The organism is Fenollaria massiliensis, assembly GCF_000312505.2.
Lineage (GTDB): Bacteria > Bacillota > Clostridia > Tissierellales > Peptoniphilaceae > Fenollaria > Fenollaria massiliensis.
The window spans coordinates 1-25,408 of record NZ_HG326226.1 but is presented as its reverse complement, the minus strand read 5'-3'; the positions used below and the strand labels follow the sequence as shown (position 1 = coordinate 25,408).

The window sequence follows — 25,408 nt, the reverse complement described above, 5'->3', positions numbered from 1 at the left end:
GGTTCTAGGGGACCCATCCAAAGCTATGCTTTGATGATGGGTGAGGTTCTTCTTTTCCGGCGTAGCGTAAAGGTTCTCGGCCATAAGGACGAGGTTCTTCAATTTGTTTGGTGATGACTCATTGACAAGGATAATTAATTTGTGAAAATTATATTTTTAGGCAAAAATAAAGGATAGAGATTTTATTAGATATGTATCCTCTTCACTGGATATAATAGTGAAGAAGATACATATTTATATCTTGCCGTTATTATTGTTTTAAAATTTCTCCACCAATAAACTCTTTAAAATCTTCATTTTCGCTAATTAACTCATCATACTTACCACTTGCAGCACATACTCCATCTTGTATAAATACAATTTTATCCGCACTTTTTATTGTATCTAATCTATGTGCAATCATTAGTGTGATTTTTTCTTTTTTCAATTTTTTCACAGCCTCATTGATTGCTTTCTCATTGTTAGAGTCTAAGTTTGAATTTATTTCGTCTAAAATAAGAATTGGGGAATTTCTTAAAAAAGCTTGTGCTATAGATATTCTCTGACGCTCTCCACCTGAAATTTTAGTCCCTCTCTCTCCAAGAGCTGTGTCTAAACCTTTGTCTAAACCTTTGATAAATTCACTCAAGTTTGCATTTTTTAATGCTAATTCAATCTCTTCCATGCTAGCATTTTTATTTGCTAACAATAAATTGTCTTTAATACTTTTGTTGAAAAGATACACTTCTTGCGGAACAACTGAGATTAGCTTTTTTAGCTCATCTAGTTTTATTTCTTTAATATTCACTCCGTTAATTAAAATTTTACCTTGATCTACATCCCAGAATCTTTGTAAGAGCTTGCTACAAGTTGATTTTCCGCATCCAGAGCTTCCAACTAGAACCGTAGTAGAATCCTTAGCTATATCAAAAGATAAACCTTTCAATATAGAATTTCTCTCATTGCACTCCTTATCTATATAACTAAATTCTACAGAGTCAAAAGTAACCCCCCAAGTATTCTTCTCAACAATATCCTCTAATGTAAGTTTTCCTTCGTCATGAATAGATCCTTCTAATTGAAAAAAATCAAAAACTCTTTTTGCTGCAGCAAATATCCTTCCGTAATTACTACTCATTACTAATGTCTCTTGTATTGGGGTATACACCATTGTTGACAGTGATATTAGTGGCAGTACCATTTCATATGAATATTTCCCTTGTATAGCAAAGAACAAAATCAACACTGTTGACACTACAGATGATACACCTATGATTAAGTTGACGGTAGACACCTCGCGAACTGAGCGCTTTGAGTATTCATAGAACGCTTCGTTATACTCATCATTTGCTCTATACATTTTTTCAAAATACTTTTTTTGCCATTGAAAAATTATTATCTCTTTTATTCCTTGTATGCCATCTATTATTATAGAGTTTAGCTCTCCTAATTTTTGCTGTAACTTATATCCTTGTTTGTCCGACTTTTTTCTTAATAAGCATGGCTCTAATAACATTAGTAGAATAAATAACAATACTACAATTGACGGCCAAATCGAAAATCGTCCTATAATAAAAAGTGAAATAGCTGGCACTAGCAGTGCAACAAAGACCTGGATAATTGTATGAGCATAAAACCATTCTAGTATCTCAATATCTTCTAATATTATGGACATAATGTTTCCGCTATTTTCTCCTTCAAGTCCTGCTGGGGCGATGTTTACAAGCTTTTCATATGATAGCGCTCTTAACTGTGTTAGTATTTTATAGGTAACATCGTGTGAAATATAAATATCTAAGTAGTTCAAAATCGCTGTTGCAATAACCATAGCTAAGACAAGAAAGAAGTGTAGTTGTGGCTTATATAAATTACCGCTTAGCGCTTTTGAAATAATATATGCCGTTTCAAAGCCCAATGCTATAGGCATAATTTTATATAAGCCATTTATAATTGTGCTTATAAGTAGCTTACTTCGGTAATCTTTAATATATTTTGATAGTAAAAAAACATATTTAATACGTCCCATATTTTATAAGATACCTCCCAACAAATGCTTGTATATTTCTGATGATGCTAATAAATCTTGATGTTTTCCTCTTTCTACAATCCTTCCTTTATCCAGAATGCATATCTCATCTGCCATAAGTATTGTGGATATTCTATGAGCAATGATAAAAATTGCTCTTTTTTCCTTTAGAGTCTCCACCATTTTTTGTATATACATTTCATTTCTTCTGTCAAGCGAAGAGGTAGCCTCATCAAAAATAATAATAGGCGCATTCTTTAAAATGGCTCTTGCGATTGCTATTCTTTGACGCTCACCCATAGAAAATCTACTACTAAGTTCATCAATCTTAGTATCATATTTGCCTGGAAGAGTCTCAATAAGTTCGTGAATCATGGCATCTTCCGAAGCTTTATATACTTCATCTTTACTTGCGTTGCTATTGCCAATCATAATGTTTTCATATATTGATCCTGAAAATAAGTGGTTATCTTGCCATACTGCAGATATATTGTCGTGAAAAAAGCCAATTGTTTGATTAGAAAGTTTAGTTCCATTCAAAATAATATCTCCGCTTTGTGGGCGATAAAATCCTGCAAGCAAGTTTGCTATTGTAGATTTACCACTACCCGAATTACCTATAAAAGCGATGATTTTCCCTTTTTCTAATTCAAAAGAAATATCTTCTACAGCATTTTTTTCACTTTCAGGATATTTAAAAGAAACATTTTTAAACTGTACCTTAAAGTCTTTTTCTAGGCTTAATTTCTTTATAGTGTCTGTGTTTTCCATATATTGTGCTAAATTGTTACGTTGCATTACTTTGCTTGGTAATATGTGATTCGATATAATGTCTTTACTATCAATTTCAAGAAATTCATTAATCGAGTATGAGCCCGAAACTCCTTGAAAACCAAGATGCCATGCATTAATTAAAGAAATCATTGGTGAAAATGTTGCTCCTACTGCAAAAAAAGCAACAATCAACAAGTCTTTATCAACAAATCCGTACACGCACCTCCAGCCTAAAATAGCTAAAGTAAGTGCAGTTCCTACTCTAGCAAAAAATTCAGAAAAAGTTCCTTCTATTATTGTTACGCTTAAATGTGCCATAACTGACTTACGATAAGTCTCCCCAATCTGTTTGATGTCTTCTAGATACTCTTTGTCTGCATTAAAGGCTTTTAAGCTTTGCATGCCTTGTATTCCGTCTAAACACTCACTGTAATATTTCGCATGATTTTCCCACTCTTGTTTGCCTCTTTCTTTCATCAAAAAGAAAAAGCACATAGGTATTAATATCATGATTATCACTGAAAGTAATGCTACAACTCCAACGTATATATCAATATATGATAAAAATGCTATAAAAATAGCAGCATTTATTATCGCACTTAAGACGACTGGCATATATTTTGTGTAATAGTTCATAAGCCACTCGACTCTTGTTGTAAATGTAGAGGTTAAAAAACCTGTCCTCATTGTATTTGAAAATGCTGGTCCTAGCAGAAATAGTTTTTGCATAATCTGGGTTCTAACATTATCTTTTATGCTAGTACCTGCATCTATTACTATCTTTATATTTGTTTTACTTAATAACTTTAACAATAAATATAAAGTACATATAATCAATACGAGCGATAAACTTACTTTATTTATAAGTTCTTGGTTTGATATCGATTGTTTTATTAGAAAACTCATGCATAAGGATATAGCTGACAAAATAACTGTTGTTAGTAATTGAAACAAAACTGCCTTTATAATTTTTATCTCAGATCCTTTGGCGAATTTTATTAATGCTTTATTAATAAACATTTAATTTCACTCTCCTCTTAATAATATGAATATCTATAATCAATTACACATGAGTCTTCTTTTTCTATTATTTGCGCGTCTATTTTAAAAATATCTTTCAAATTTTCCTTTGTTATTATATCTTTTGGTTTTCCTTGCATAACGACCTTTCCTTTGTCGATAAGTACAACTTGGTCACAAAATTTCATTGCTAAATTAAGATCGTGGATAGCAGAAATGATTGTCATATCTAATCGTTTTAATATTTCTAAAACCTTGTACTGATATCCTATGTCAAGATGATTAGTTACTTCGTCGAGTATCAATATATTTCCCTCTTGAACCAATGCTCTAGCCAATAAAACCCTCTGCTTCTCTCCGCCAGATAGCGTTTTAAAATATTGATTTTCTTGTTCGGATAGGCCTACAATTTCTAGATATTTTTTCATAAGCTCAATATCTTTTTCATAGTCGTATCCTCTGTTAAAAATTCCGTGATAAGGATATCTTCCCATCAAAACGATTTCTCTGACAGTATAGTCAAAGTCGCTTTGATTTTCTTGTGGAAGTACCGCCATTTGTCTTGCAAGTTCTTTTGAACTTATTTTCATAATATCTACATTTTTTAAATATATTTTACCTTTATTTGGTTTTATAACCCTATAAATTTGTTTAAGAAGAGTGCTTTTTCCACTGCCATTTGGTCCTATAATTCCAGTAAAAATATTTTCCTGAAACAAAATATTTATATCATTGCTAATTAGATTGTCCCCAATGGCATAAGTTAAATTATCAATTTTTATCATACTTATTTTTTTACTCCTTGGCTTTTTCTTTTTATTATATATAAGAAAAATGGAACGCCAACTAATGATGTTAACACACCTATAGGTAATTCTTTAGGCGCAACTATAACTCTTGATACAATGTCAGCCCAGACTAAAAATAACGCTCCTGTTAGTGTGGCTACGGGTATTAATTTTTTATGATCTGATCCCGTTATCTTTCTTACAATGTGAGGTATAATCAATCCTACAAATCCTATGCTTCCGCTTATTGAAACAATAGTTCCAACCACTACAGAAACTGTTACAAGCAATATCTTATTTAACTTTTCCAGAGAAATACCTAGTATTATAGCTGTCTCTTCACCCATTGATATTATATTTAACTGCTCTGCCAATAAATAAGTAATAATAAAGCCTGCGATAACAACAATAAGCAAGAAAGGAATGACTTCCCAATGCGATCCTCCTAAGCCTCCCATGGTCCAAAATACAATTTCTCTCATCTTTGCATTATCTGGTGCAAAAGCTATGATTAACTGTATGACTGCGTTACATAGCATAGCAACAGATATACCAGTTAATACTAAGCTAGAGTTTGATTTCATTCCATCTTTTGATGCAATTGTATATACAAAAACCATAGCCACCATTGCTCCCATAAATGAAAAAAGATTTGTACCAATAAAGCTTAGCGCAGGAATCCTTGCAAAAAAGACTATACCAAATGCAGCAAACATGCCTGCACCTGACTGTATGCCTAAAGTGTAAGGTTCTGCCATAACATTTCCTGTTAGTGCTTGCATAATACAGCCAGTAAGAGCCAGTCCACCACCTACTAAAACTGCAATAATAGCTCTTGGTAATCTTATATTCCATATTATGCTAAATAAGCCCATGTCATCAATTGTAACATCGAAAAAAGATAATTTGTATTTATAAATATCTAAAACTTGAGCAAAATTTATATTAGCTGAACCTATAAATGTAGCTAAAACAATAGATACTAATATGAATATTAATAATATTAAACAAATCAATTTGTATTGTTTCATAATTACTCCTATTTATAAAACAAGGATACCAAATAAAATTTGGTATCCTTAAGTTTTATTTTGTCAAATCCATTATTTTAGCGTTTAATCTTTCTGCAGCATCGAAAACTTGTAAACTAGGGAAAACTTCTGTAAGTTTTACAACTACAAAATTGCCATCTTTTATTGCTGTAACATTCTTTAATGCAGGATTGTTTTTTAGGCTATTGATCTTTTCATCTACTGTTCCTGCTGTAACTCCTTGATCGTAACTATGAATTAAGATAATGTCAGGGTTTCTTTTCGTAACTTCTTCCCAGCTTACTTCTTCAAAAGCATTCTCTAAATCAGAAAAAATGTTGTTCCCGCCAGCTAGTTTAATAATTTCATTCTCTATGCCTTGACCGCAAGTCATTGCAGTTTTATCTCCACCATCAAACGCCATAACTTTTAGTGGTGTAGCTACAGCCTTATCTTTTAATGCCTTTTCACGTTCTTTTAATGACTCAATAAGCTTTTTCGCTTCATCTTCTTTTCTGAAAATTTTTCCCAAATCTTCTATATCTTTATAAATATCATTTATACTTGGTTTTTCCGAATAAGTACCATTAATGCAATAGAACTTGATGTTTTCTTTTTGGAAGTCTTCAACTGGTGCGACCCCATATTTCCCAAAAGTATATATTGTTGCATAAACAAAATCAGGGTTTTTAGATAGTAATGTTTCAAAATTAGGAGTTCCATCTACTATAACATCTAATTTAGATAACTTCTCTTGGTACTCTGGTAAACAGTCTGTGTAACTGCCCTCTGCTGTTGCAACTCCAACAATTTTATCTTCGAGTCCTAGCGCAACTAATGTTTGAGCGGCATCGTAACTAAGCGGAACTAACCTTTCAGGTGCCTTGTCATATACAGTAGTAACGCCAAAGTTTTCTATAACAACTTCGCCTCCGTCTTTTTTGTTATCTTCCGAAGCTTCCTTCTCATCAGTTTGACTCTCTTCTACAACTTTCTTCTCGTCACTTTTACTTTCTTCCTTAGTTTTATTTCCTGAACACGCAAATAAAGAAAATGAAAGTAAAGATAAAATTAAAATTAAAGAAATTTTCTTAACCATAATACTCTCCTTTGTTTTAAATTTTTGAATAATATACTCGTATAGCAATGCTCGCACATATGCATAAGATAGAAAGATTTAGCACTTTTCTTTATAGATTTTTTACATGCTATAATTATTCAATACAAATGCAAAGATATACTATAGTTAGCAATTGCTAACTATAGTATATCAGAGCGAAGTTTTGTTGTCAATCTTTTTTTATATTTTTTAAAATATTTGTTTCTTGTACAGTATGTATAAATAATTTTTATACTAATAACTTTTTGCATTAAAATACCCTCCTTACTGCTTTGTCCAGTAAGGAGGGTACATATCAGATTCGCTCTATCCTTTATCGTTATTGTGTTAAATTATTTAATTAAATTGATTTAGAACTTTCTTTGTTTATTAATCAATCCATACACGTTAATTTTGCTGTTAAATTTTAATAAACAATTTTACTAATTAATTTCGCTTTTTCTAATTTTGCAGGGCAAAGAAGAACCACGTCTATATCTTTGCTCGAGCTTAGTTCGAAGATAGAGTCGATGGATGGGACGAAGTCTAGAATAAGCCCCGACGCAGTCGTACGTACGGGGTACGTAGAGGAGGCGGCTTATTCGTAACGAGTTCCAGGCGCGACTCTAATTCGAAATAAGGCGTGCGTTCTTAATCACAGCTAACGGAAACGGAATCTCCTCACTATTAAAAACAGTTAGTTCTCCCTCTACTGTGATGATTTCTTGTGGTTTTGGATATTTTTGAGTTTTATCTTTTAATATATATTGAAGGCCTTGTTGACAACAGGCTTGGCGGTCGTTGATGACGATGTAGTGGTCCATGCCGGATGTGTCTGTGGTCTCTAGATCTACGGCGACGCCTTGTAGCTTGATCTTGACTCCTTCGAAGCTTTTTGGATCTTCAGCTATCATGGCGACGATGACGTAGTTCATGTCTAGATCATTGCCTGTTAAATCATAGTATTGGCCGCTTTCGTTTGTGATTTCGCTTTCATCTGCACTATCATTTGTATCTGGGTTAATATTTTCATCAGAATTTTCATTTGTATCAATATTTTCATCTGAATTAGCATTTTCTTCTGGGTCAATATTTTCGTCTGCATCAATATTTTCAATATTGGCATCAGCATTATCAGCATTTTTAGCTTTTGAACTTTCTTTCATCTTTTTAACTGTCTCATTCACGGCGCTGTTAGGCATATAACGGTATATAACTTTTTTATTTGTGAAAAATGCAAGTATCAAAACCAAAATCAATATGCCGACTATGGCCAAAATTCTCTTTCTTGTTTTATCCACGTTTCATACCTCCAATTATTGACATGATTAAAAATATTACGAGATTCATCACGACGATGGTAGAACCAACTGGTGTTGCCGCAAGTATTGCAAATATCGCGCCTCCAAGTGCTGATACTAGCGAGATTATGGCTGAGGCGAAGGCAATCTTTCTAAATGAATGAAAAACTTTCATCGCTGAGACTGCTGGGAAAACGATTAGTGCTGCGACTAAAAGTGAGCCCACTAGCCTAATTGCAAGTGTTATCACGACTGCGACGACCATGGACAAAACTGTGTTAAGTCTTTCAACCTTGATGCCTGAAGCGTTTGCAAGGTCTTCGTCGAAGACTGTGATGTAAATTTCTTTATAATAATAAATGAAGAAAAGTATCACGAGTATCGATAGTGCCACGGATATGATGACGTCTAGCTTTGTTAATGTAAGTATGGATGTCGAGCCAAAAAGTGTTGTGCACACGTCAACTGAGACGTTTGGTCCGACTCTAAATACGTTCATAACAAAGTAGCCCATAGCTAGCGCTGATACTGAAACCATGGCGATGGCTGCGTCTGAGATGATTTTCTTCGAATTATTTCCTTGTAAAAGTATTAGCGCAAAAAATATTGTTAGTGGTAGTGCTAATACTAATTTTTGTGTAAAGCCGATGGCTGTCGCGATTGATAGGGACGCGAATGCTACGTTTGATAATGAATTTGCGATGTATGAGTAGCGTTTCAAAACGAGTATCACGCCTAAAAATGCTGATGCAAGCGCTATGAGTGAGGCGCACACAAGTGCGTAGCGCACGAAGGGGTAGCCTAGGTAGAAGACAAATTTATTGATTAATTCCATTCATTTTGCCTCCTTCCTCGTAAATCACACGTCTTCCGTCAAGCTTAATGACTTTGTTTGCGTATTTAACTGCTCTTTGGCTATCGTGTGAGACCATGATGATGGCTGTGCCACTTTCGTTTATTTTTTCAAGCATTTCGTAAAGGCCATCTTGTGCCTCTGGGTCGAGTCCGGCAAGCGGCTCATCTAGTATAAGAAGTTTTTTTCCTTCTACAAAGCTTCTTGCGAGCAAAACTCTTTGCCTTTGACCGCCCGATAAAGAAGAAAATCTTCTGTCTTTTAGATGCGCTATGCCAAATTTTTCTAAACATTCAAGCGCTTTACGCTTTTCTTCTTTTGTGTAGAAAAATCTTTTTTTAATCTTAAAGCCTGATAAAACGAGTTCCATAATCGAAGTTGGAAAATCGGCTGCTATTGAGAGTATCTGTGGTAGATAGGCAATCTCGTCTTTTGAAATGCCCTCCATAATTATCTCTCCAGATATTTTTTTATTTAAACCTAAGATGGTTTTGATTAAACTAGACTTTCCCGAACCATTTTCGCCCAAGATGACTATGTAGTCACAATCATTTAATTCTAGGTTTATAAAATCACTTAGGACTTGACCTTTATAGCCAAATCCTAAGTCTTTTAATATTAATTTCATTAGTTTAGAGCCTTCTTTAAAGCGTCTAAGTTCATTTGCATATAGTCAATGTATGACTTGCCGTCCTTTGAGCTAACATTTTCCATAGATGTCATCTCAAGTATATCTTGGTCTTTTGTCTTTGTAGAATTTTTTACTGTGTCGGCGATTTTGCCGTCTGAACCCATTAACTTGATTATGTGTTTTAAACCAAGTTCGTCAAGTTTTTGTGCTAAGAAGCTGATAGTTTCAAAGCTTGCTTCACATTCAGCTGAGCAGCCAACAAAGGCAGCGAAATAATCAAGGTCAAGGTCACTTACTAAGTAACGGAATGGGAATCTGTCTGCAACTAAGATAGTATCAACTTTTGCAGTTTTTCTTGCTTCGTCAAACTCATTTTGAAGAGCATCAAGTTTTGCTGCGTATGCTTCGTAATTTTTCTTGAATGTATCTGCGTTTTTCGCATCGATTTCGCAAAGAGCGTCAGCAATTGCCTTTGAAATAGTTTTTGCGTTCTTTACAGATAACCAAACGTGTTCATCATATTCTACTTCTTCATGTTCATGGTCGTGTTCATGGTCATGTTCATGTTCATGATCTTCATCACCATGTTCATGTTCATGATCTTCATCACCATGTTCATGTTCATGCTCGTGTTCCATACCTTCTTTTACTTCTTCTTCCTTAACAGTATCTCCTAAAATTTCAAGCATGTTAAGAACTTTTGCGTTAGGCGCTTGTTTTGCAGCGTCTGGAGCCCATTCATCAGATTCTCCTCCAACATATAAGAAAAGATTTGATTTAGCAATCTCTTCTATGTCTTGAGCAGATGGCTCATAATTGTGAAGGCTAACACCATTGTCTGTAAGGTTAAGTACCTCTACATCAGTTCCTTCAGTGATATTTTTAACCCAATCATAAGCTGGGAATATGTTAGTAACTACTTTTAAAGCTCCGTCCTTTTGTATGCTGTCAGCTTCACTTGCTGGGATTGACTCAGTAGCTGGTTCTTCTGCCTTTTCAGGCGCTTTATTTGAATTGCAAGCAACTAGCAAAACAACTGCTAGTAGGCAAGCTAAAAATTTATTTATATTCTTCATTTTATCTCCTTTATATTTATATATTTATATTTTTGTATATTTTGTATATTTTGTATATTTTACCGATATTAAATTTTGCCGTCATTATATTTGGGGGGGCAATCTCTAATCGTTCATGCGCACCATAAGATCGACAGGTGTCTTCACCTTCGCCATAGTCATGGCAATGTTTGTGAGCCTTATCGATACTAGCACCCAAAGTATTATAATTACAGCCGCATTTGAATGATGCAAAGACCTTTGAAGGTCCGAGACCATGTCCATGAAGCGGCAAATCGGGCAAGCAGAACGCTTGCAGATGTGGAAGGCGCTTGTAGCCGCGACGAAAAAGCTTAGTAGCGACATTGCGACTAAGATGATACAAAGTATAGAAAGTAGTATTTTGATACGCTTTGGCATTTTGCCCCTCCTTTTTACACGCCTTATTATATAGCAAGGTCTTAAGAATGTCAAGATTTAGCGGTTTATATGAATTAAAATATATATGTACACACTTTTATATTTCTTGCTCGTACGAAGTACCAAGGTTCTGGGGACCCATCCAAAACGAAGTTTTGATGATGGGTCAGGTTCTTCTAAAATGCGCCCTTATGCTCATTCGCTTCTCGGCAATGCTCGAGTACTTGTATGTACAGTTAAGTCCATGCACCAAGAGAACGAGCGTTAGCGAAGTTCGATTGGCAATGCATGCCTTATGCCAGAGTTTACAAAGGTATGGAGCGAAGCGAACATAGCTTTGATTAAACTTACGGCCAAGCTTGCCTCGAAGCTCCATTTCGCATAATCATCACATTTTATCTAAGAAATTTATTTGCTGTGGTTCATTGACAAGAGTAATAATTTGATAAAATTATAAATTTGGAAAAAATATAGGATAGAGATTTTATTTTCTCTATCCTTTGCACATCTATTCAAAATTTTTCACAGCAAACAACGCTACTGTACCTGGACCGCAATGTGCCCCGATGGTTGACGATATATCAGCTATGGATATATTTTTATTTGGGTAGACCTCTTTCACAAGCGATGCAAGGTCCTTTGCCCTCTCAAACGCATCAGCGTGAGCGACTACTATATTATCTTGATAAATGCCACCATATAGCCTATCCTTAAACAAATCCACCAGCCTCTTAATAGCCTTTGCCTCACCCCTCACCTTATCCACAGGAGCAATCTTGCCTTCATCTTCAACGCCTAAAATAACCTTAAGCTTGATAAGACCACCAACAGCAGCACCAAGCTTCGATACACGGCCACCTCTTTTAAGATATTCCAAAGAGTCAACATAAAAAACACACTCGACATTGTCCCTTAGCTTTTTAGCAAAAATTTCAATCTCATCAAAACTTTTGTCCTCACATTGCAAAAACTTCGCTAGATAATAAACAATTAGACCTTCGCCAACAGATGCGCTAAGCGAGTCAATAATCATAAGCCTATCATCCGAGATTTCAAGCGTCTTTTTCGCTAAAGAAGCGTACTCATAAGTCGAGGATAGCTTCGACGATAAAGAGATGTATATAGCTTTGTCGTATTGCTTCAAAGCGTCCGTAAATTTATTCTCATAATCAATCGGTGAACGCGCCGCAGTTTTGTAAACAATGCCCTCGCGCATATTTTTATATAGCTCTTTATTGTCAATATTAACGCCATCCAAAAAAGTTTTTTCGCCCTGAGTCACAATGATGGGCATGACGTCAATCTTAAAATTTTCTCTGATCTCCTTGTTTAAATCAGATCCAGAATCCGTAATTATTTTAATACTCATAGTGCCTCCTTTTTGCTAACAGATATTATACGATAAAAACATGCGTTTTTCAAGATTTTTTATCAAAACGCATAAAATACCCTCCTTGCTGGTTTGTCCAGTAAAGAGGGTACATATCAAATTGCATTTTTTAATATAATTATTTAATTATTTTGATTAAAATTTTTTAAGTTTATAAACATTCCTCGCCACATTAATTGAAGAACTTAGGACTATATGTCCCGAAACCTTGATGCTTCGCATTGAGATGATTAAATAGCCTCGTTCAAATGAACCAGAACAAACAAATTCTGTAGTCAAAATCGATGAATGGGACGAAGTGGACTGACGAAGCAAGCGCAGCGTACTAATGGTACGTGAGCATTGCTAAGGAAGGAACAAGTCCCAGTCGCGATTTTGATAAGAATTATTTATAATCTACTTATGATATGCTTCATTATTGATAATCTTGAAGCAGCGAAATATTTGCTCCATCAAAACCACTCTCATGAGTTTATGATTCATGGTCATTCGTCCGAAGCTTAGCTTTAAATCTGCTTTATTCGAAACTTTTTTATTAAAGCCGTTTGACCCGCCTATAATCAAGGTGATCTTGGAGTAGCCGCTGACTGCTATCTCTTTAACTTTTTCTGCAAATTCTTCGCTTGTTAAGAGTTTCCCCGCTATTTCCAAAGTGATGACGAAGCTTGTCTCATCTATTTTCGCAAGTATTTCTTCTGATTCTTCATCCACTATCTTTTCAAGCTCGGCGTCTGAGAGTTTATCGGGTTTGTCTCTATCTTTGAGTTCTATAATATTAAGAGTGGCAAAGCGCGAAATTCTTTTTTTGTACTCGTCTATGGCTTCGTTTAAATATTTTTCCTTAATTTTCCCAAGTACTATGAGATCTATCTTTAGCATTAATCCATCTCGTATAAAAGTGTTCTTTTTAATCTGTGTGTTACTCTTAGCCTAAAGTCGTCTGCCTTTCTTCCCGACTGAAGCAATTCTTTATAAACTGTCATGTAAGCAAGTTTTTCTGTGTTGTTCTCGTGCGATAGATGTGCTAGAAAAACTAATTCGTTTTTGTCTTTGAGTGACTTTTTAATCAGGTCTGCTGCCTGAACATTGGACAGATGTCCTTCTGAACTTTTAACTCTTCTCTTTAAGTAGTAGCTATATGGTCCGTTCTCAAGCATTTGCTCGTCGTGATTGCTCTCGATGTAATAAATGTCTGAGTCTTTGATTGCTTCTTTAATACCATCATCAACAAGGCCTGTATCTGTCAATATGCTGACCTTTTTATTTCCTGCGTATATGGCAAGGCCAACTGGGTCGTAGGCATCATGAAACACTTTAAATGGCTTTATCACAAGATCTTTCACTTCAAATGCGCCATCAAAAATGTTTACGTGACTCTCTTTCACTGAACCAATGCGTGGTAGTGATGCAAGATAGGTTTTTTCGTTGGCATATAGCTTAGCTCCATACTTTCTTGAGAGTATTCCTGCACCTTGAACGTGGTCTCTGTGCTCGTGTGTTAAAATAACTGCATCTAGGTCTTTGATGTCTGTACCTATCTCTTTGAGTGCGTTTTCTGTTGTCACGCCATTGAGCCCTGCATCTATCAAGATTTTGCTGTCTTTATATTCGATGTAGGTCGCATTGCCACAGCTTCCTGAGCTCAATGAACAAAATTTTAATAAGTCTTTCATATATTTCCCTTCATTATAATATCATCTTGTAACCGTCTGAAAAGGTGATTCTCCAGTGCGGTACGGCTCTAAGCCTTGTAATCTTAAGTTCACTCGCTTGATCGAGCGTAACTTGGTCTAGATAGTAGCACATATCAACTTTGTCAATGGTTTTGCCCTTTACCTCTGGTTTATCGATTATGGATAAAATTTTATCTTTCACATCGGCAAGTGTAAAGAGTTCGTCCTCTGTGTTGATGTATTCAAGGCACATTGCGTCGACTCTCCTCACACCTCTTTTGTCGATGGTGAAATTAATAAATGAATTTTCTAAATAAATATCATCGTGCTTGACAGCGAAATGCACTTGGTAGCTATCTTCGTCCAAGTAGGCGCCATCAAATACCATGCCTCTAATCATGAGCTCTTTATCTCTCATAAAATCATTGGCAAGCTCTATGGCCTTATCCATGCTCATGTCTGGATATTTTTCTTCTTCGGATGCGTCCATGTAGCTAAATAGCGTTCCTTGCGATAGCGAGACGCTTTTTTTGCCTTTTGTGAGTAGTTTTAAATCGTATCTGTCATCAAGCTCTGCCTCGCCATTAAAAAAGTTTTTATTAATCTTATCAAGATCAAAATCGTAGTACTTAAGTATATATCCCTTGTACTCGCCGCCTTTTTTGAGCTCTTTCTCGTTTATATTTATTTCTTGTGCTTTAAGTATCTCGATTGCATCATCTTTGCTGATGGATAGACTTCCGCCGTCTTTATTTTTTTTCATATACATGCTTAATAGTACGGCATCTATAATCAAAAAGCACACTAAGAGTATGGATTTAGCTTTGTTCCAGTTCATAATCTCTCTCCTTTATCAGCCTAAATGTTTTCGCGTCAAATATGAAGTAGCCTTTTTTCGTGTCAATACGAATCTTTGGCGTAATCGCCTCGTCCTCGTCTTTCATCACAAGATAGACTATACTGATCTTGTCGATGGACTTAAGCGGGTTATCATCTGTTCCTGTGTGGAATAGTATAGCATTTTTATCGATTAATTCAAGTATATTTTTAGTATAAAAAGCTTCTGCCGAATCTTTATTGAAGCTTGCTTTATTAACTGAGGCGAAGCGCACTTCGTCCATGAATACATCTACTGATGCGTAGTGGTCGGAGTCTTTTTCATAATTTAGCTTGAGACCATCTAAGTAATAGTCAAAGCTTATTCTATAGCCAAGGCTGTCTTCACTAGTAATTTCCTCTATCTTAGATAGTTTTAGTGGCTGCTCTTCATCTATATCATCTTGAAGAAAGGCTATGGCTGCCTCGATTGATTTAAGTAAATTTCTTTCCTTGTAAATTTTTTTAAGTGGATCGAAGTACTCGATGGAGCCGTCGTACTTAAGCTTGATAACTTCTGAGTCGTAGCTGTATATCTTGGAGAAATCCTTCTCTTCAAGCTCTTTTAAATATTTAAACTCTTTGTTAAAAAATCTTTGTGCAAAGCTTCTTGCATTGTCCCTGTCAAGTATGTCGAAATCGTGCGCAACCGTGTATTTATCAAAGATGTAGCTTGCATACTCGTCTTGATAAGGTATATATAAGGGGCTTTTCTCGCCAAGTATTGTCGATGCGTTATAGTAATAAGTTAAATTTGGTTTTAGCTCAAGATTATTTACTATTGAATTTGGAAGTGAAAGCGATGTCTTAAGCTCTGTGATCTTGTATATGGACGCATCTGTCTTGAACATGGCGCTGCCACTATAAAGAAGTATAGCAACTTCCTTAAGATTGGCGTCATCGCCAATAAAATTATTTTTCTCCATGATATTAAAAGTTCTTGCGATTAGTCTTAAAGGGAACTTATCGATGAAAGTGAAGACAACTGATCTAGAGCTTTCTATGGCTTTTTCGTACTCATCTTCGCCGATAAGACTCACTCTGTAGTCATTTTTCGTAAAGACATCAGAAAAGAACCCTTTGAAACTTTGGAAGAGTCCTTGCTCCCCAGGGTTGTCTAAAACAGTGTGCTTGTCTTTTGAAAAATTGACTATGGCAGTCTCGGCGCTAATGTAGTCCTTTAGCTCCACCTTCTCCTTCTCTTTTGCCTCAATGCCGACTTTTCTCTCGCTAGAAAAGTCTATCCATAGCTTTGAACTTAAATATATGGCAAAAATAATCAAGAAAAAAAGAAGGGCTGTCTTGATTCTTTCTCTCAATCTAGCTCCTCCTATCTCAAATTTTTTATTAGATCAATGGTTTTCATTAAACTTATGCTCTTAGAAATATTATCCGCATCGCTTAAGTATATGTAGAAAACTTTCTCCGCCTTAGCTCCGTCACTTATGACAATCTTGTTAACTCCGCCCATAAGATTAAGCTTTTTAGAGAATATACCTAAAGATCCAACACTTATACTTGTCTTTGATAGCTCTTCATATCCATCTTCTTTGATCATTTCTTCCTCGAAGTGCTTTGTGAAATCCTCAAACTTAGTGTACTTATCCTTGTAGCTTTCAAAGTCTTTGTAGCTAACGCTTGCTAAGTAGTGTTTTATCTCGACATTTGCATTCTTCGGTGCACTGCCATTGATAAATAATGCTTCGTCAATGGTAGAGTATATATCCTGATCAGGTTTTGAAACCCTAAATACATAAGCATCCTTTGCAATAGAAACTGATCCAATTGTGAATATGAAAAGGCATAAAATAAAGATTAAGACTTTCTTTTTCATACCTTCCCTCCTTATCTACATCTATTATAACATAGTAAGGAGGGTTTTAATATTACAGTTGTATTAAATTATTTTTATTATTATTTTTTTATTATTTTTCTTTATATTCATCGATTAAGAAGGTGAATGTAGTACCTATGCCAAACTTTGAAGTGAAGACTATATCAGCTTTGTACGCGTTAGCCATCTCTTTAGCGATGGATAGACCAAGTCCTGTTCCACCCATCTTTCTCGAGCGGCCCTTCTCAACTCTATAGAATCTTTCGAAAATTCTTTTTTGGTCCTTCTCTGGTATACCGATACCATTGTCAATAACATCTAGGTGTACCTTGCCAAGAACTGAATATAGTTTTACCTCGATGGTACCGTTTTCATTCGTATACTTAATCGCGTTTGAAATAAGATTTGTGATTATCTGTTCAAGCGCATCCGGATCGATTAGCGCCTTAAGAGGCTCGTCTGCGATAGAATAAATAAGTTTTTGCTTCTTTTCGTCAGCAAGTATCTTTAATTTATCTATGGCGTCTTTAACTTTTTCGTTAAGCTCGGTTACCTTAACATCTTCGCCGCCCTTGTAATCGATATTTGATAATAAAAGTAAATCAAGAACAAGCCTGTTCATCCTGTCCGCTTCTTTCTCGATAACTCCAAGGAATTTATTTTGCATCTCCTCAGGCACTCCTCCCTCAAGAAGCGTCTCTGAGTAAGACCTTATCGCTGTGATAGGCGTTTTTAGCTCGTGCGAAACATTGGCAACGAACTCTTTACGCATATTGTCAAGCCTGTGCTCCTTAGTTATGTCTTGAAACATGATTATGATGCCTCCAAGACTATAGTCCTCGTTTTCGAAAGGCGCATAGGTCATCTTGTAGACACCGCCTTTAAGCTCTATCTCTTCTTCGCCTTCAAGGGTAAATGGATTATCAAAATTAATCGACGAAAGGCCAATTTTGTCAAGATTAAAATACCTTTGCGTGTCCCTCTTTATGTCGATGTCAATAAGTTTTTGCGCAACAGAATTTGCGTGAATAAGCTCGCCATGATTGTTTAGAGCGATGATGGCCTCTGTCATGTTGGTAAATATGGTCTCGAGCTTTTTTTGCTCCAAATCTTTCTCGCTAATGGTCTTGTTCAGCTCATCAGTTAGCGTATTAAACATGGACGCAAGCTTACCAATCTCGTCCTTAGTCCTTACTTCAACCCTTTGAGTAAAGTCCCCTTCGGCAAGCCTTTTGGCCTTCGCAGTCAAGCTGCTGATAGGCGAAACTATTGATGCGGCTAGTAGATAAGCGATAAGTATGGTAACAAATATAGCCGCGATACTGATCACTGTAAGTAATTGTCTCGCTTTTTTTACAGTCGCTTCAACCATCCTCGTAGAGCTGATTACATATACAACGCCCTTGACACGTCCACGCTCAGCCACAACTGGGTAGCTTAAGTGAACTTCTGAGTCAATGCCATCGCCTATAATCTTTTCGCTTAAATTGCCCTTTAATGCCTCAAGTAGCATCGCTTGGTTGATGGTATCGACATCGTAAGCATTTTTGCCAACTATTAATTTAGTCTTCTCATCGTTACCCGCAATTACTGATGGGTAGCTGTCATTGCTTATGACGTATACAAGCTCGTCCGCGTTAAATCTATTCTCATTAATAACGGTTTGTATGTGCTCTATGGTCTCTTCATCGGACCAATTCTCTTTGGTGAAGTACCTCGATGTCGATGTCATGGTCTCGACCTGCTTTTTGATGTCGTCTTTAAGTCCCTTCATCAGCTCATTTTCAAGTCCTGTGACGATGAAGGCAGCGACGCTCACCAAAACGAAGAGTACTAGCGACGCATAGATGATTACAAATCTAAACTTTATCGAATTAAATTTCATTTGAGATGTAATAACCCATGTTTCTTCTTGTCTTGATGTATTTGTAGTCGTCTGATAATTTTTCGTCAACTTTTTCACGAACACGTCTGATTGTTACGTCAACAGTCCTAACGTCTCCGATATAGTCATAGCCCCAAACGTCTTTTAGTAGATCAGTTCTCGAGAATACTTCGTTAGGGTGCTGCATCAAATACTTTAGCACTTCAAACTCACGAAGAGTTAGCTCAACTGGCTTTTCCTTCTTGAATACTTGTAATAAAGTCAGATCAAGCCTTATGTCGCCTATGACAATGGAGTTTTCTGTAGTTTTTATTTTAGGCGCACGTCTAAGATTCGCCTCAACCCTTGCAATTAACTCTCTTATGCCGAATGGCTTAGTGATGTAATCATCCGCGCCAAGCTCTAGACCCTTTACTTTATCAGCTTCTTCTTCTTTAGCAGTTAGCATAAGTATAGGGAACTTATACTTTTGTCTTAAAAGTTCAAGCGCCTTGAAACCGTCCATCTCAGGCATCATGACGTCTAGCAGCATTAGGTCTGGCTCGTGCTCGTTCACAGCTAAAAGTGCTTCCTTCCCGTCGTGAACCGCCTTTGTCTCAAAACCCTCCTTTTGTAAATTAAACTCAATAATATCAGTTATCGTTGTTTCGTCGTCAACAATTAGTATATAACCCATAGCTTCTACTCCTTATTATAACTTAGTATTTTCGTCTATGATAATGCCCTCTTTGGCATCATCATCTGTATCGTCTTTTGTTTTTTCTTCGTCAATTTTTTTATTTTCTTCAATATTTTCATGATTTTCATCTGTATCAATATTTTTATCATCTTCATCAGCAGAAATATTTGCATCGACAATATCATCTTCATTAAATATCTTCATAAATTCTTCTCCGCTAATGGTTTCTTTCTCGATAAGGAATTTTGATATCTTGTCAAGTTTTGTTCTGTTCTCGCTAAGTATGCGCTTTGCCTCATCATAGGCCTTTGCGATAAGCTCTTTGACTATGGCATCGACCTTGGCAAAGGTTTCTTCACTTGCAGTGAATTCGCCAGCGCCGCCTAAGTAGCGGTTTCCTTCGCTCATTAGGCTCATCATAGGGAAGTCATCGCTCATACCGTAGCGCATAACCATGTTTCTTGCGATATTTGTAATCTGCTCTATATCGTTACTTGCGCCAGTTGTAATCGCTCCAAAGACTAGGTCCTCAGCCGCTCTACCGCCAGATGCAGTAACCATCATATTGAATAATTCTTCTTTATCCATAAGGAATTTTTCTTCTGTATCTGATTGAAGTGTATAGCCAAGTGCGCCCGATGTTCTTGGAATGATGGTGATCTTTTCAACTGGAGCGCTCTTTTTCTGAACAGCTGCGACTATCGCGTGACCAACTTCGTGGTAGCTGATCATTTCACGCTCTTTCTTTGATATAATCATAGTTTTTCTTTGATATCCAACTATAACTACTTCTACCGACTCTTGTAAATCCTCTTGTATAACGAAATCTCTTTTATGTCTAACCGCTCTAAGTGCCGCTTCGTTCACGATATTTGCAAGATCTGCGCCCGATGCACCAGCTGTTAGTAGACCAATCTTTTTGAAATCTACATCGTCTGACATCTTGATGTTTTTCGAGTGAACCTTAAGTACTGCGATTCTGCCATTAAGGTCTGGTAGCTCAACTGGTATACGCCTGTCGAAACGACCGGGACGTAATAAAGCTGGATCAAGTACTTCAGGCCTATTTGTTGCCGCAAGTACCACAACACCCTTTTTCGAGTCAAAGCCGTCCATCTCTGTAAGCAATTGGTTTAGAGCCTGCTCTCTCTCGTCGTTTGATGAAAAACTGCCTTCACGCGACTTGCCTATGGCATCTATCTCGTCTATAAATATAATGCAAGGCGCTTTTTCTTGAGCCTCTTTGAATAAGTCTCTAACCCTCTTGGCTGCAAGTCCCACGAACATCTCTACGAAGGATGAACCCGATATGGAGATGAATGGCACGTCAGCCTCGCCCGCAACTGCTTGAGCAAGAAGTGTTTTACCTGTGCCCGGTGGTCCTACAAGAAGCGCACCCTTTGGCAGATTGGCGCCAATCTTGGCATATCTTTCTGGGTAGTGAAGGAAGTCAACTATCTCTAGAAGCATCTCCTTAGCTTCTTCTTGGCCGGCAACGTCTTGGAAAGTTTTCTTTTGCTTGCCCTTTACATAAACTTTGGCGCCTGATTTACCTAAGCCAAATTTATCAAGTCCGCCTCCCATATCCTTAAATAATATTTTTGATAATATCAGTCCCATTATCAAGAATGTTGCTATAGGAAGTAAAAAGCCCAAAATTTTAACTAATATCGATGGCTCTTCGATGATCTCGCTACCGAAGTGAACGCCCTTTTCTTTAAGTTTTTCAGTAAGGCCCTCGTAGTCCCACTCGCCTGTGATAAAGACTCTGACCTCTTTGCCTTGGTCTTCACTATTAATGATAGGCTTGCCATTTTTATCTAATTTTGCTTTTTCGAATTTTAATTTCTTTTCATTGTTTTTATCACGAATCGCCACGTATTCTGGTTTTAGCTGAAATACAATATTTCCGCCCATCTTTTGTACTCTATCAACAACGCCCTCGTCGATTGCTTCCAAAAAACCATCGTAAGTAACTTTTTCAACTTCTGGCTTCATAAAATCTTTCATGAAGAAGATGTTGAAAAGGTAGGCAATGATAAGTATAACTAAATAGTAATATATAAGAGATTTTTTAGGTCCCTTTTTATTTTTATTGTTCTTATTCATTTCTTCACTCCTTTATAAGTATATATACCCATGTGCATATACTTACTTGCTTTAATTCTAACACAAAAATCGTTTTTTTTCAATAAAGCGGGGCATAAAAAAAGAACTGCTCTCACAGTTCTTTCTTGTATAAAATTATTCTTACATTTAATAGTATTAATAGTTTGTTACTACATAAGCGCTCGCATTTGGATTAAAAGTGAATTGCACGTAGTTCCTCTTAACTAAATCAGCCTTAGTCTTGATAGGCTTGTTAAATACATTTATATATCTAACTTTGTCAAGCATTTTAACAGATGTTTCATTTGAGCCAGCCACAACGTAAACATTTTTACCCATATCGGCAAGTTCCTTGAATTTCGCGTGAAGAAGTGCCGCCTCTTTCTTATCAGTGAAGCCGCCCTTGCCAAAAACTGGACTTGTCATAGTCACGACAATGTTATTTTGAGTGACATTCTTAAGATTTGATGTGATGTAGCTCCACTCATTTGCGTCCGATAGTCTTAAAGATCTCTTCTTAGTGTTAAGATTTAGTATAAATGCGTTTGCTGTCGCACTTGTCGAGAAAACATTTGCATTTTTAAGAAGATTTTTCGAAACAGCCTTTTTAAAATCATTGTCATAGTTATTTAGTAAAATGCTTGTGTCAACTTTGTTCACTTTGTTGATGATGGCAGTCTTGGCGCCTTCGAAATTTTTGTCTTGATTAGCATCATATCCACTAACTACAAGGTATTCGCCGCCACTAGTTTTTTGAACAAAGCCATTTTGACCATCAGCTAATACAGATGAATTGTCTATGGCGTTTTCAAATTTGTGTTCATAAAGTAAATCGATCGCGTCAACTAAGATTTTTGACTTAACCATGGCAGAGTTATTGGAGCTGCCAACGTAGATATTTAAAAGGGTATATGGATATGCCTCGTTGTCAGGAACTTCTGCCTCAAGATATCTATAATCATTAAAATTGATTTTTTCAGAGAAAGTGATTTGCTCGGCAAAACCTTCGCTGTCCTTGATAGTTGCCTTAAGCATAGCGCCCTTTGCGTCGCCCTTAACCCACATACCAAGCCTCTTTGGCTTTCCTTCTAAAACAGGAGCCTTCTTAAAACTTATATAAGCAGCTCTCGAGTCGTCAAGCTTTGAAAAATCATAATTTAGCTCAACAGCGCCGCTTCCTTGCTTAGCGACCTTAGAAATTTTTAGGCTAGAAGATACCTTATCTGCTGGGAAGCTCGATGCCTTGATATTATTTAAATTTTCAAAATCAAGAAGCGGCTTAGAAATAAATCCAATAGTTACAGGTATGTTCTTATAAGTATTTTTATAGCCCATGGTGATGTAGCCGTAGCCAATATTATTTGAAGCAGTGAAAACATTTCCACTCATAGCACCAACAGTTCCCCAGATTGAGAAATTAATGCTCGAATTCGGAATTTTAGCGCTGCGGCCTTGATTATCTAGGCCAATAATATCCTTTATAGTGAATTTATCGCCAGGTTTTGCGTTTATCTTTTCAGTGGAGCTCCTTAGCTCAACCGGTTCAGAAAATACTTCGATGCTTTTAGTGTCACTCGCACCTTGATAAGATACTGTTACTTGTGAAGCGCCTTCAGCTGCGCCGATGAACGAGCCATTCGCACAAGATGCACCATTCGTAGCGCTTGCACTTACCGCATTTGCATCGACTCTAACTGGATTGTTACTTGCGTCATACGCTTTTACGCTGAATGCTACAGGAACGCCAGGAAAAGCCTTATCAGTATCAAGATCAAGCTCTATCCTTGCTACCGCGCCTGGATTGTCGCTCGAGAAAACGCCAACGCCCGATACAACCGCTCTTGGAGTGCCGCCCGATGGCTTGTTGATGATCTCAGCCTTATCCATCGCCTTAGTCTTTTTGACCATGGTAGTCGATCCGCCGCCATCAAGATTCATCGCGTTGTAGCAGCCGAAGCTCTTAAATATTTCACCAAACTCCTTTTGAGTAAGACCAGCGTAGCCATTCCTTCCGTCAACAGTGATGATGACTATCTTAGAGCCGTCTTGCGTAACGCCGATGCCAGTTCTTGGGTGTCTTCCTTTGTTAACAATATTAGTTTGCATAGCCACACCATTTTTCAAGATGATGGAGCCGCCACCCATAGCAAATTTTAGCGCTTTGTAGTCAACATTTGATGTTACCTGTAATTCAAGAGGCGTACCCAAAGTAAGACTAGCTAGAGGCGAGTTATTTTGGCTAAGCACATAGCCATCCTCTGGTATATCAAAAGGCTCTCCGTTCGTTCTGATATCAGCGACAACACCATTCTCCACAAGAACTTCAGTCATATTCGCAGCCTTAGCTCCAAAACTTTTCTTGCCCCAATCCCTTGTTAGTAGAGATAAATATTTGTATCCGCCGTAAGCCTTGTTAAAACCGCTAACGTGGTATTTTGCACCAGTTAATTGATTTAAGATATCAACAGATTGATCGATATATCCAAGCTGCGAGTCGCCAGCACTGCTTTGATAAAATACAGGCAATTTGTTCTTGCCCTCTTGAGCCGAGCTGATAAGCTTGCCGTCATTGACAATCATACCAAGAGTCGATGGATGCGGTTGATAGTTAAAATAGTCGCCGTTAACACCAGCGATAGCGCCACTAACATTGACCATGTCCCTAACATTCGATCTGTGAGAAACACCCTCAGTATTGAATATCGCCTTAATCTCATTCATTTGATTAGTCGTGTCAATAGTCAAAACATTTAAGTTTTGCCAGCCCTCAGAAGTAAATCTCTCGATGTGCGCGCGATGCACACCACTCGCTAGATACTCTTCCTTTCTTTCTTCGTTAATTATATAAGCTAAAGAACTTTGACTTAAAATCGAAAATGCAAGCGTAGCGCTTAGCGCAATACTTGCGATGCGTTTAAATTTCATTATATCCTTCCTTCCTTTCATTTCATACACATCCATTATATACCAAAATATAAAATTTTTGTTAAAAATATGGCAATTGTAACTATATTGAAATATTGGAGATAGATTTTTTAAAATTATGAAAAATTAAGAAAATAGAAGAAAAACTATAATAATAATAGATATATTAAGAAAATATGATTTATTTCCACTTGCAAGAATCTTATTAGAAAGTTATAATAGATAAGTAATATTTCGGCGGGGTGTAGCGCAGTTTGGTAGCGCACGTGGTTTGGGACCATGGGGCCGGGAGTTCGAACCTTCTCACCCCGACCATGAAAAAGAGCTTATCATTTAGATAAGCTCTTATTTCTTTTGCGCCAAAATTGCGGCTTACGCTCGTTCGTTTTTTGTCAATGCTCACGTACCATATGTACGTTCCGCTTGCCAAAAAATTGCACTTCGCGTAATCCATCAATTTTCATCGCAAAATCGTTTTCTTCCTTTGTATTTATTTTATTAAAGTTGTTTAATTTGTTTATATAATTGACACGATATTTATTTTGATTAGATTACTCATTTTCTTTCACATTAAAAAATTATTTTTCTCACTTTTATTACTTTGATTAAAATATCTTAGTTGATTATTAAAACTTATTTGCTTAAATACATATATAGTGATGAAAATTAATTTTTCATACTTTTCTTAATTAGATCAAAACTTTATTGCATTTACATCCGTATACATTAAAACATATTATTGTCTATATAAATATATAAATTTACATCAATTGTATCTGATCAAACATGTTTCTTAATTAGATCAAAATACATATCGCCTATCGTAACAAAATACATATACGCGGGATTGAAGAACCTCGTACTTATCGCACGAGAACCTTTGCGCTACGCAGAGCAAACTAAAGGGCTCGTTTTAATTGGATTAGATCAAACATGTTTCTTAGGAAAAATTCGATGATTACGCGAAATGGAGATTCGAGACAAGCGGAGCGTACACGCGAGTACGTGAGCATTGGCGAGAATCGAATGAGCGTAAGGGCGAATTTTAACAAGAAACACT

At 36.5% G+C, this 25,408-nt stretch carries 20 protein-coding genes and 1 tRNA gene; 1 reads left to right on the top strand and 20 read right to left on the bottom strand.

All coding sequences use genetic code 11. The annotated features are described in order from the left end of the window. Positions 1-250: 250 nt before the first annotated feature. From BN30_RS03745 to BN30_RS03645, 20 genes are all read right to left on the bottom strand, one after another. Positions 251-2,005 carry an ABC transporter ATP-binding protein gene (locus tag BN30_RS03745; protein WP_019214174.1) on the bottom strand — a complete coding sequence of 585 codons (1,755 nt, stop codon included), beginning with the start codon at positions 2,003-2,005 and terminating at the stop codon, positions 251-253. A 3-nt stretch (positions 2,006-2,008) separates the two neighbouring features. After that, complete coding sequence (locus BN30_RS03740; protein ID WP_019214173.1) at positions 2,009-3,799, bottom strand: ABC transporter ATP-binding protein/permease; 1,791 nt, start codon at positions 3,797-3,799, stop codon at positions 2,009-2,011. Positions 3,800-3,816: 17 nt separating this feature from the next. Further along, positions 3,817-4,584: an ABC transporter ATP-binding protein gene (locus BN30_RS03735; RefSeq protein ID WP_019214172.1), complete on the bottom strand. Its 768-nt coding sequence runs from the start codon at positions 4,582-4,584 to the stop codon at positions 3,817-3,819. A 2-nt stretch (positions 4,585-4,586) separates the two neighbouring features. Further along, positions 4,587-5,618, bottom strand: coding sequence for a FecCD family ABC transporter permease (locus BN30_RS03730; RefSeq protein WP_019214171.1), 1,032 nt, complete (start codon positions 5,616-5,618; stop codon positions 4,587-4,589). 55 nt (positions 5,619-5,673) lie between these two features. Further along, the gene (locus BN30_RS03725; RefSeq protein WP_019214170.1) at positions 5,674-6,717 is read right to left on the bottom strand and encodes an ABC transporter substrate-binding protein; all 1,044 of its coding nucleotides are present in this window, start codon (positions 6,715-6,717) and stop codon (positions 5,674-5,676) included. A 626-nt stretch (positions 6,718-7,343) separates the two neighbouring features. Next, positions 7,344-8,018, bottom strand: a complete 675-nt coding sequence (locus BN30_RS03715; RefSeq protein WP_019214168.1) for a hypothetical protein — start codon at positions 8,016-8,018, stop codon at positions 7,344-7,346. Next, the gene (locus tag BN30_RS03710; RefSeq protein WP_019214167.1) at positions 8,011-8,853 is read right to left on the bottom strand and encodes a metal ABC transporter permease; all 843 of its coding nucleotides are present in this window, start codon (positions 8,851-8,853) and stop codon (positions 8,011-8,013) included. The genes BN30_RS03715 and BN30_RS03710 overlap by 8 nt, the downstream gene beginning before the upstream one ends. Beyond that, the gene (locus BN30_RS08935) at positions 8,837-9,499 is read right to left on the bottom strand and encodes a metal ABC transporter ATP-binding protein (RefSeq protein ID WP_019214166.1); all 663 of its coding nucleotides are present in this window, start codon (positions 9,497-9,499) and stop codon (positions 8,837-8,839) included. The genes BN30_RS03710 and BN30_RS08935 overlap by 17 nt, the downstream gene beginning before the upstream one ends. Continuing rightward, positions 9,499-10,578, bottom strand: a complete 1,080-nt coding sequence (locus BN30_RS03700) for a metal ABC transporter substrate-binding protein (RefSeq protein WP_019214165.1) — start codon at positions 10,576-10,578, stop codon at positions 9,499-9,501. The genes BN30_RS08935 and BN30_RS03700 overlap by 1 nt, the downstream gene beginning before the upstream one ends. Positions 10,579-10,683: 105 nt before the next feature. Then, positions 10,684-10,977: a hypothetical protein gene (locus BN30_RS03695; protein WP_019214164.1), complete on the bottom strand. Its 294-nt coding sequence runs from the start codon at positions 10,975-10,977 to the stop codon at positions 10,684-10,686. Between the two features lie 508 nt (positions 10,978-11,485). Continuing rightward, entirely contained in the window at positions 11,486-12,346 is an 861-nt protein-coding gene (locus BN30_RS03690; protein WP_019214163.1) for a DegV family protein, read from the bottom strand. Positions 12,347-12,763: 417 nt separating this feature from the next. After that, a complete protein-coding gene (gene rlmH / locus BN30_RS03685) occupies positions 12,764-13,246 on the bottom strand; it encodes a 23S rRNA (pseudouridine(1915)-N(3))-methyltransferase RlmH (protein WP_019214162.1) in 483 nt (160 codons plus the stop codon). Further along, the gene (locus tag BN30_RS03680) at positions 13,246-14,040 is read right to left on the bottom strand and encodes an MBL fold metallo-hydrolase (protein WP_019214161.1); all 795 of its coding nucleotides are present in this window, start codon (positions 14,038-14,040) and stop codon (positions 13,246-13,248) included. Before BN30_RS03680 ends, rlmH begins: the two co-directional genes overlap by 1 nt. Before the next feature lie 13 nt (positions 14,041-14,053). Further along, positions 14,054-14,878, bottom strand: coding sequence for a two-component system regulatory protein YycI (locus BN30_RS03675; protein WP_019214160.1), 825 nt, complete (start codon positions 14,876-14,878; stop codon positions 14,054-14,056). Beyond that, positions 14,859-16,235, bottom strand: a complete 1,377-nt coding sequence (locus BN30_RS03670; RefSeq protein ID WP_019214159.1) for a hypothetical protein — start codon at positions 16,233-16,235, stop codon at positions 14,859-14,861. The genes BN30_RS03675 and BN30_RS03670 overlap by 20 nt, the downstream gene beginning before the upstream one ends. A gap of 11 nt (positions 16,236-16,246) precedes the next feature. Further along, positions 16,247-16,750, bottom strand: a complete 504-nt coding sequence (locus tag BN30_RS03665; RefSeq protein WP_019214158.1) for a hypothetical protein — start codon at positions 16,748-16,750, stop codon at positions 16,247-16,249. Between the two features lie 91 nt (positions 16,751-16,841). After that, positions 16,842-18,704 carry a sensor histidine kinase gene (locus tag BN30_RS08930; protein WP_154648833.1) on the bottom strand — a complete coding sequence of 621 codons (1,863 nt, stop codon included), beginning with the start codon at positions 18,702-18,704 and terminating at the stop codon, positions 16,842-16,844. Beyond that, on the bottom strand, positions 18,625-19,311 hold the full coding sequence (locus tag BN30_RS03655) for a response regulator (RefSeq protein WP_019214156.1): 687 nt from the start codon (positions 19,309-19,311) through the stop codon (positions 18,625-18,627). The genes BN30_RS08930 and BN30_RS03655 overlap by 80 nt, the downstream gene beginning before the upstream one ends. A gap of 15 nt (positions 19,312-19,326) precedes the next feature. After that, a complete protein-coding gene (gene ftsH, locus BN30_RS03650; RefSeq protein ID WP_019214155.1) occupies positions 19,327-21,423 on the bottom strand; it encodes an ATP-dependent zinc metalloprotease FtsH in 2,097 nt (698 codons plus the stop codon). Between the two features lie 156 nt (positions 21,424-21,579). Then, on the bottom strand, positions 21,580-24,348 hold the full coding sequence (locus BN30_RS03645) for a phosphodiester glycosidase family protein (protein ID WP_019214154.1): 2,769 nt from the start codon (positions 24,346-24,348) through the stop codon (positions 21,580-21,582). A gap of 238 nt (positions 24,349-24,586) precedes the next feature. Here BN30_RS03645 and BN30_RS03640 point away from each other — a divergent pair. Next, positions 24,587-24,663: transfer RNA gene (locus BN30_RS03640), tRNA-Pro, on the top strand. The last annotated feature ends 745 nt before the right edge of the window (positions 24,664-25,408 follow it).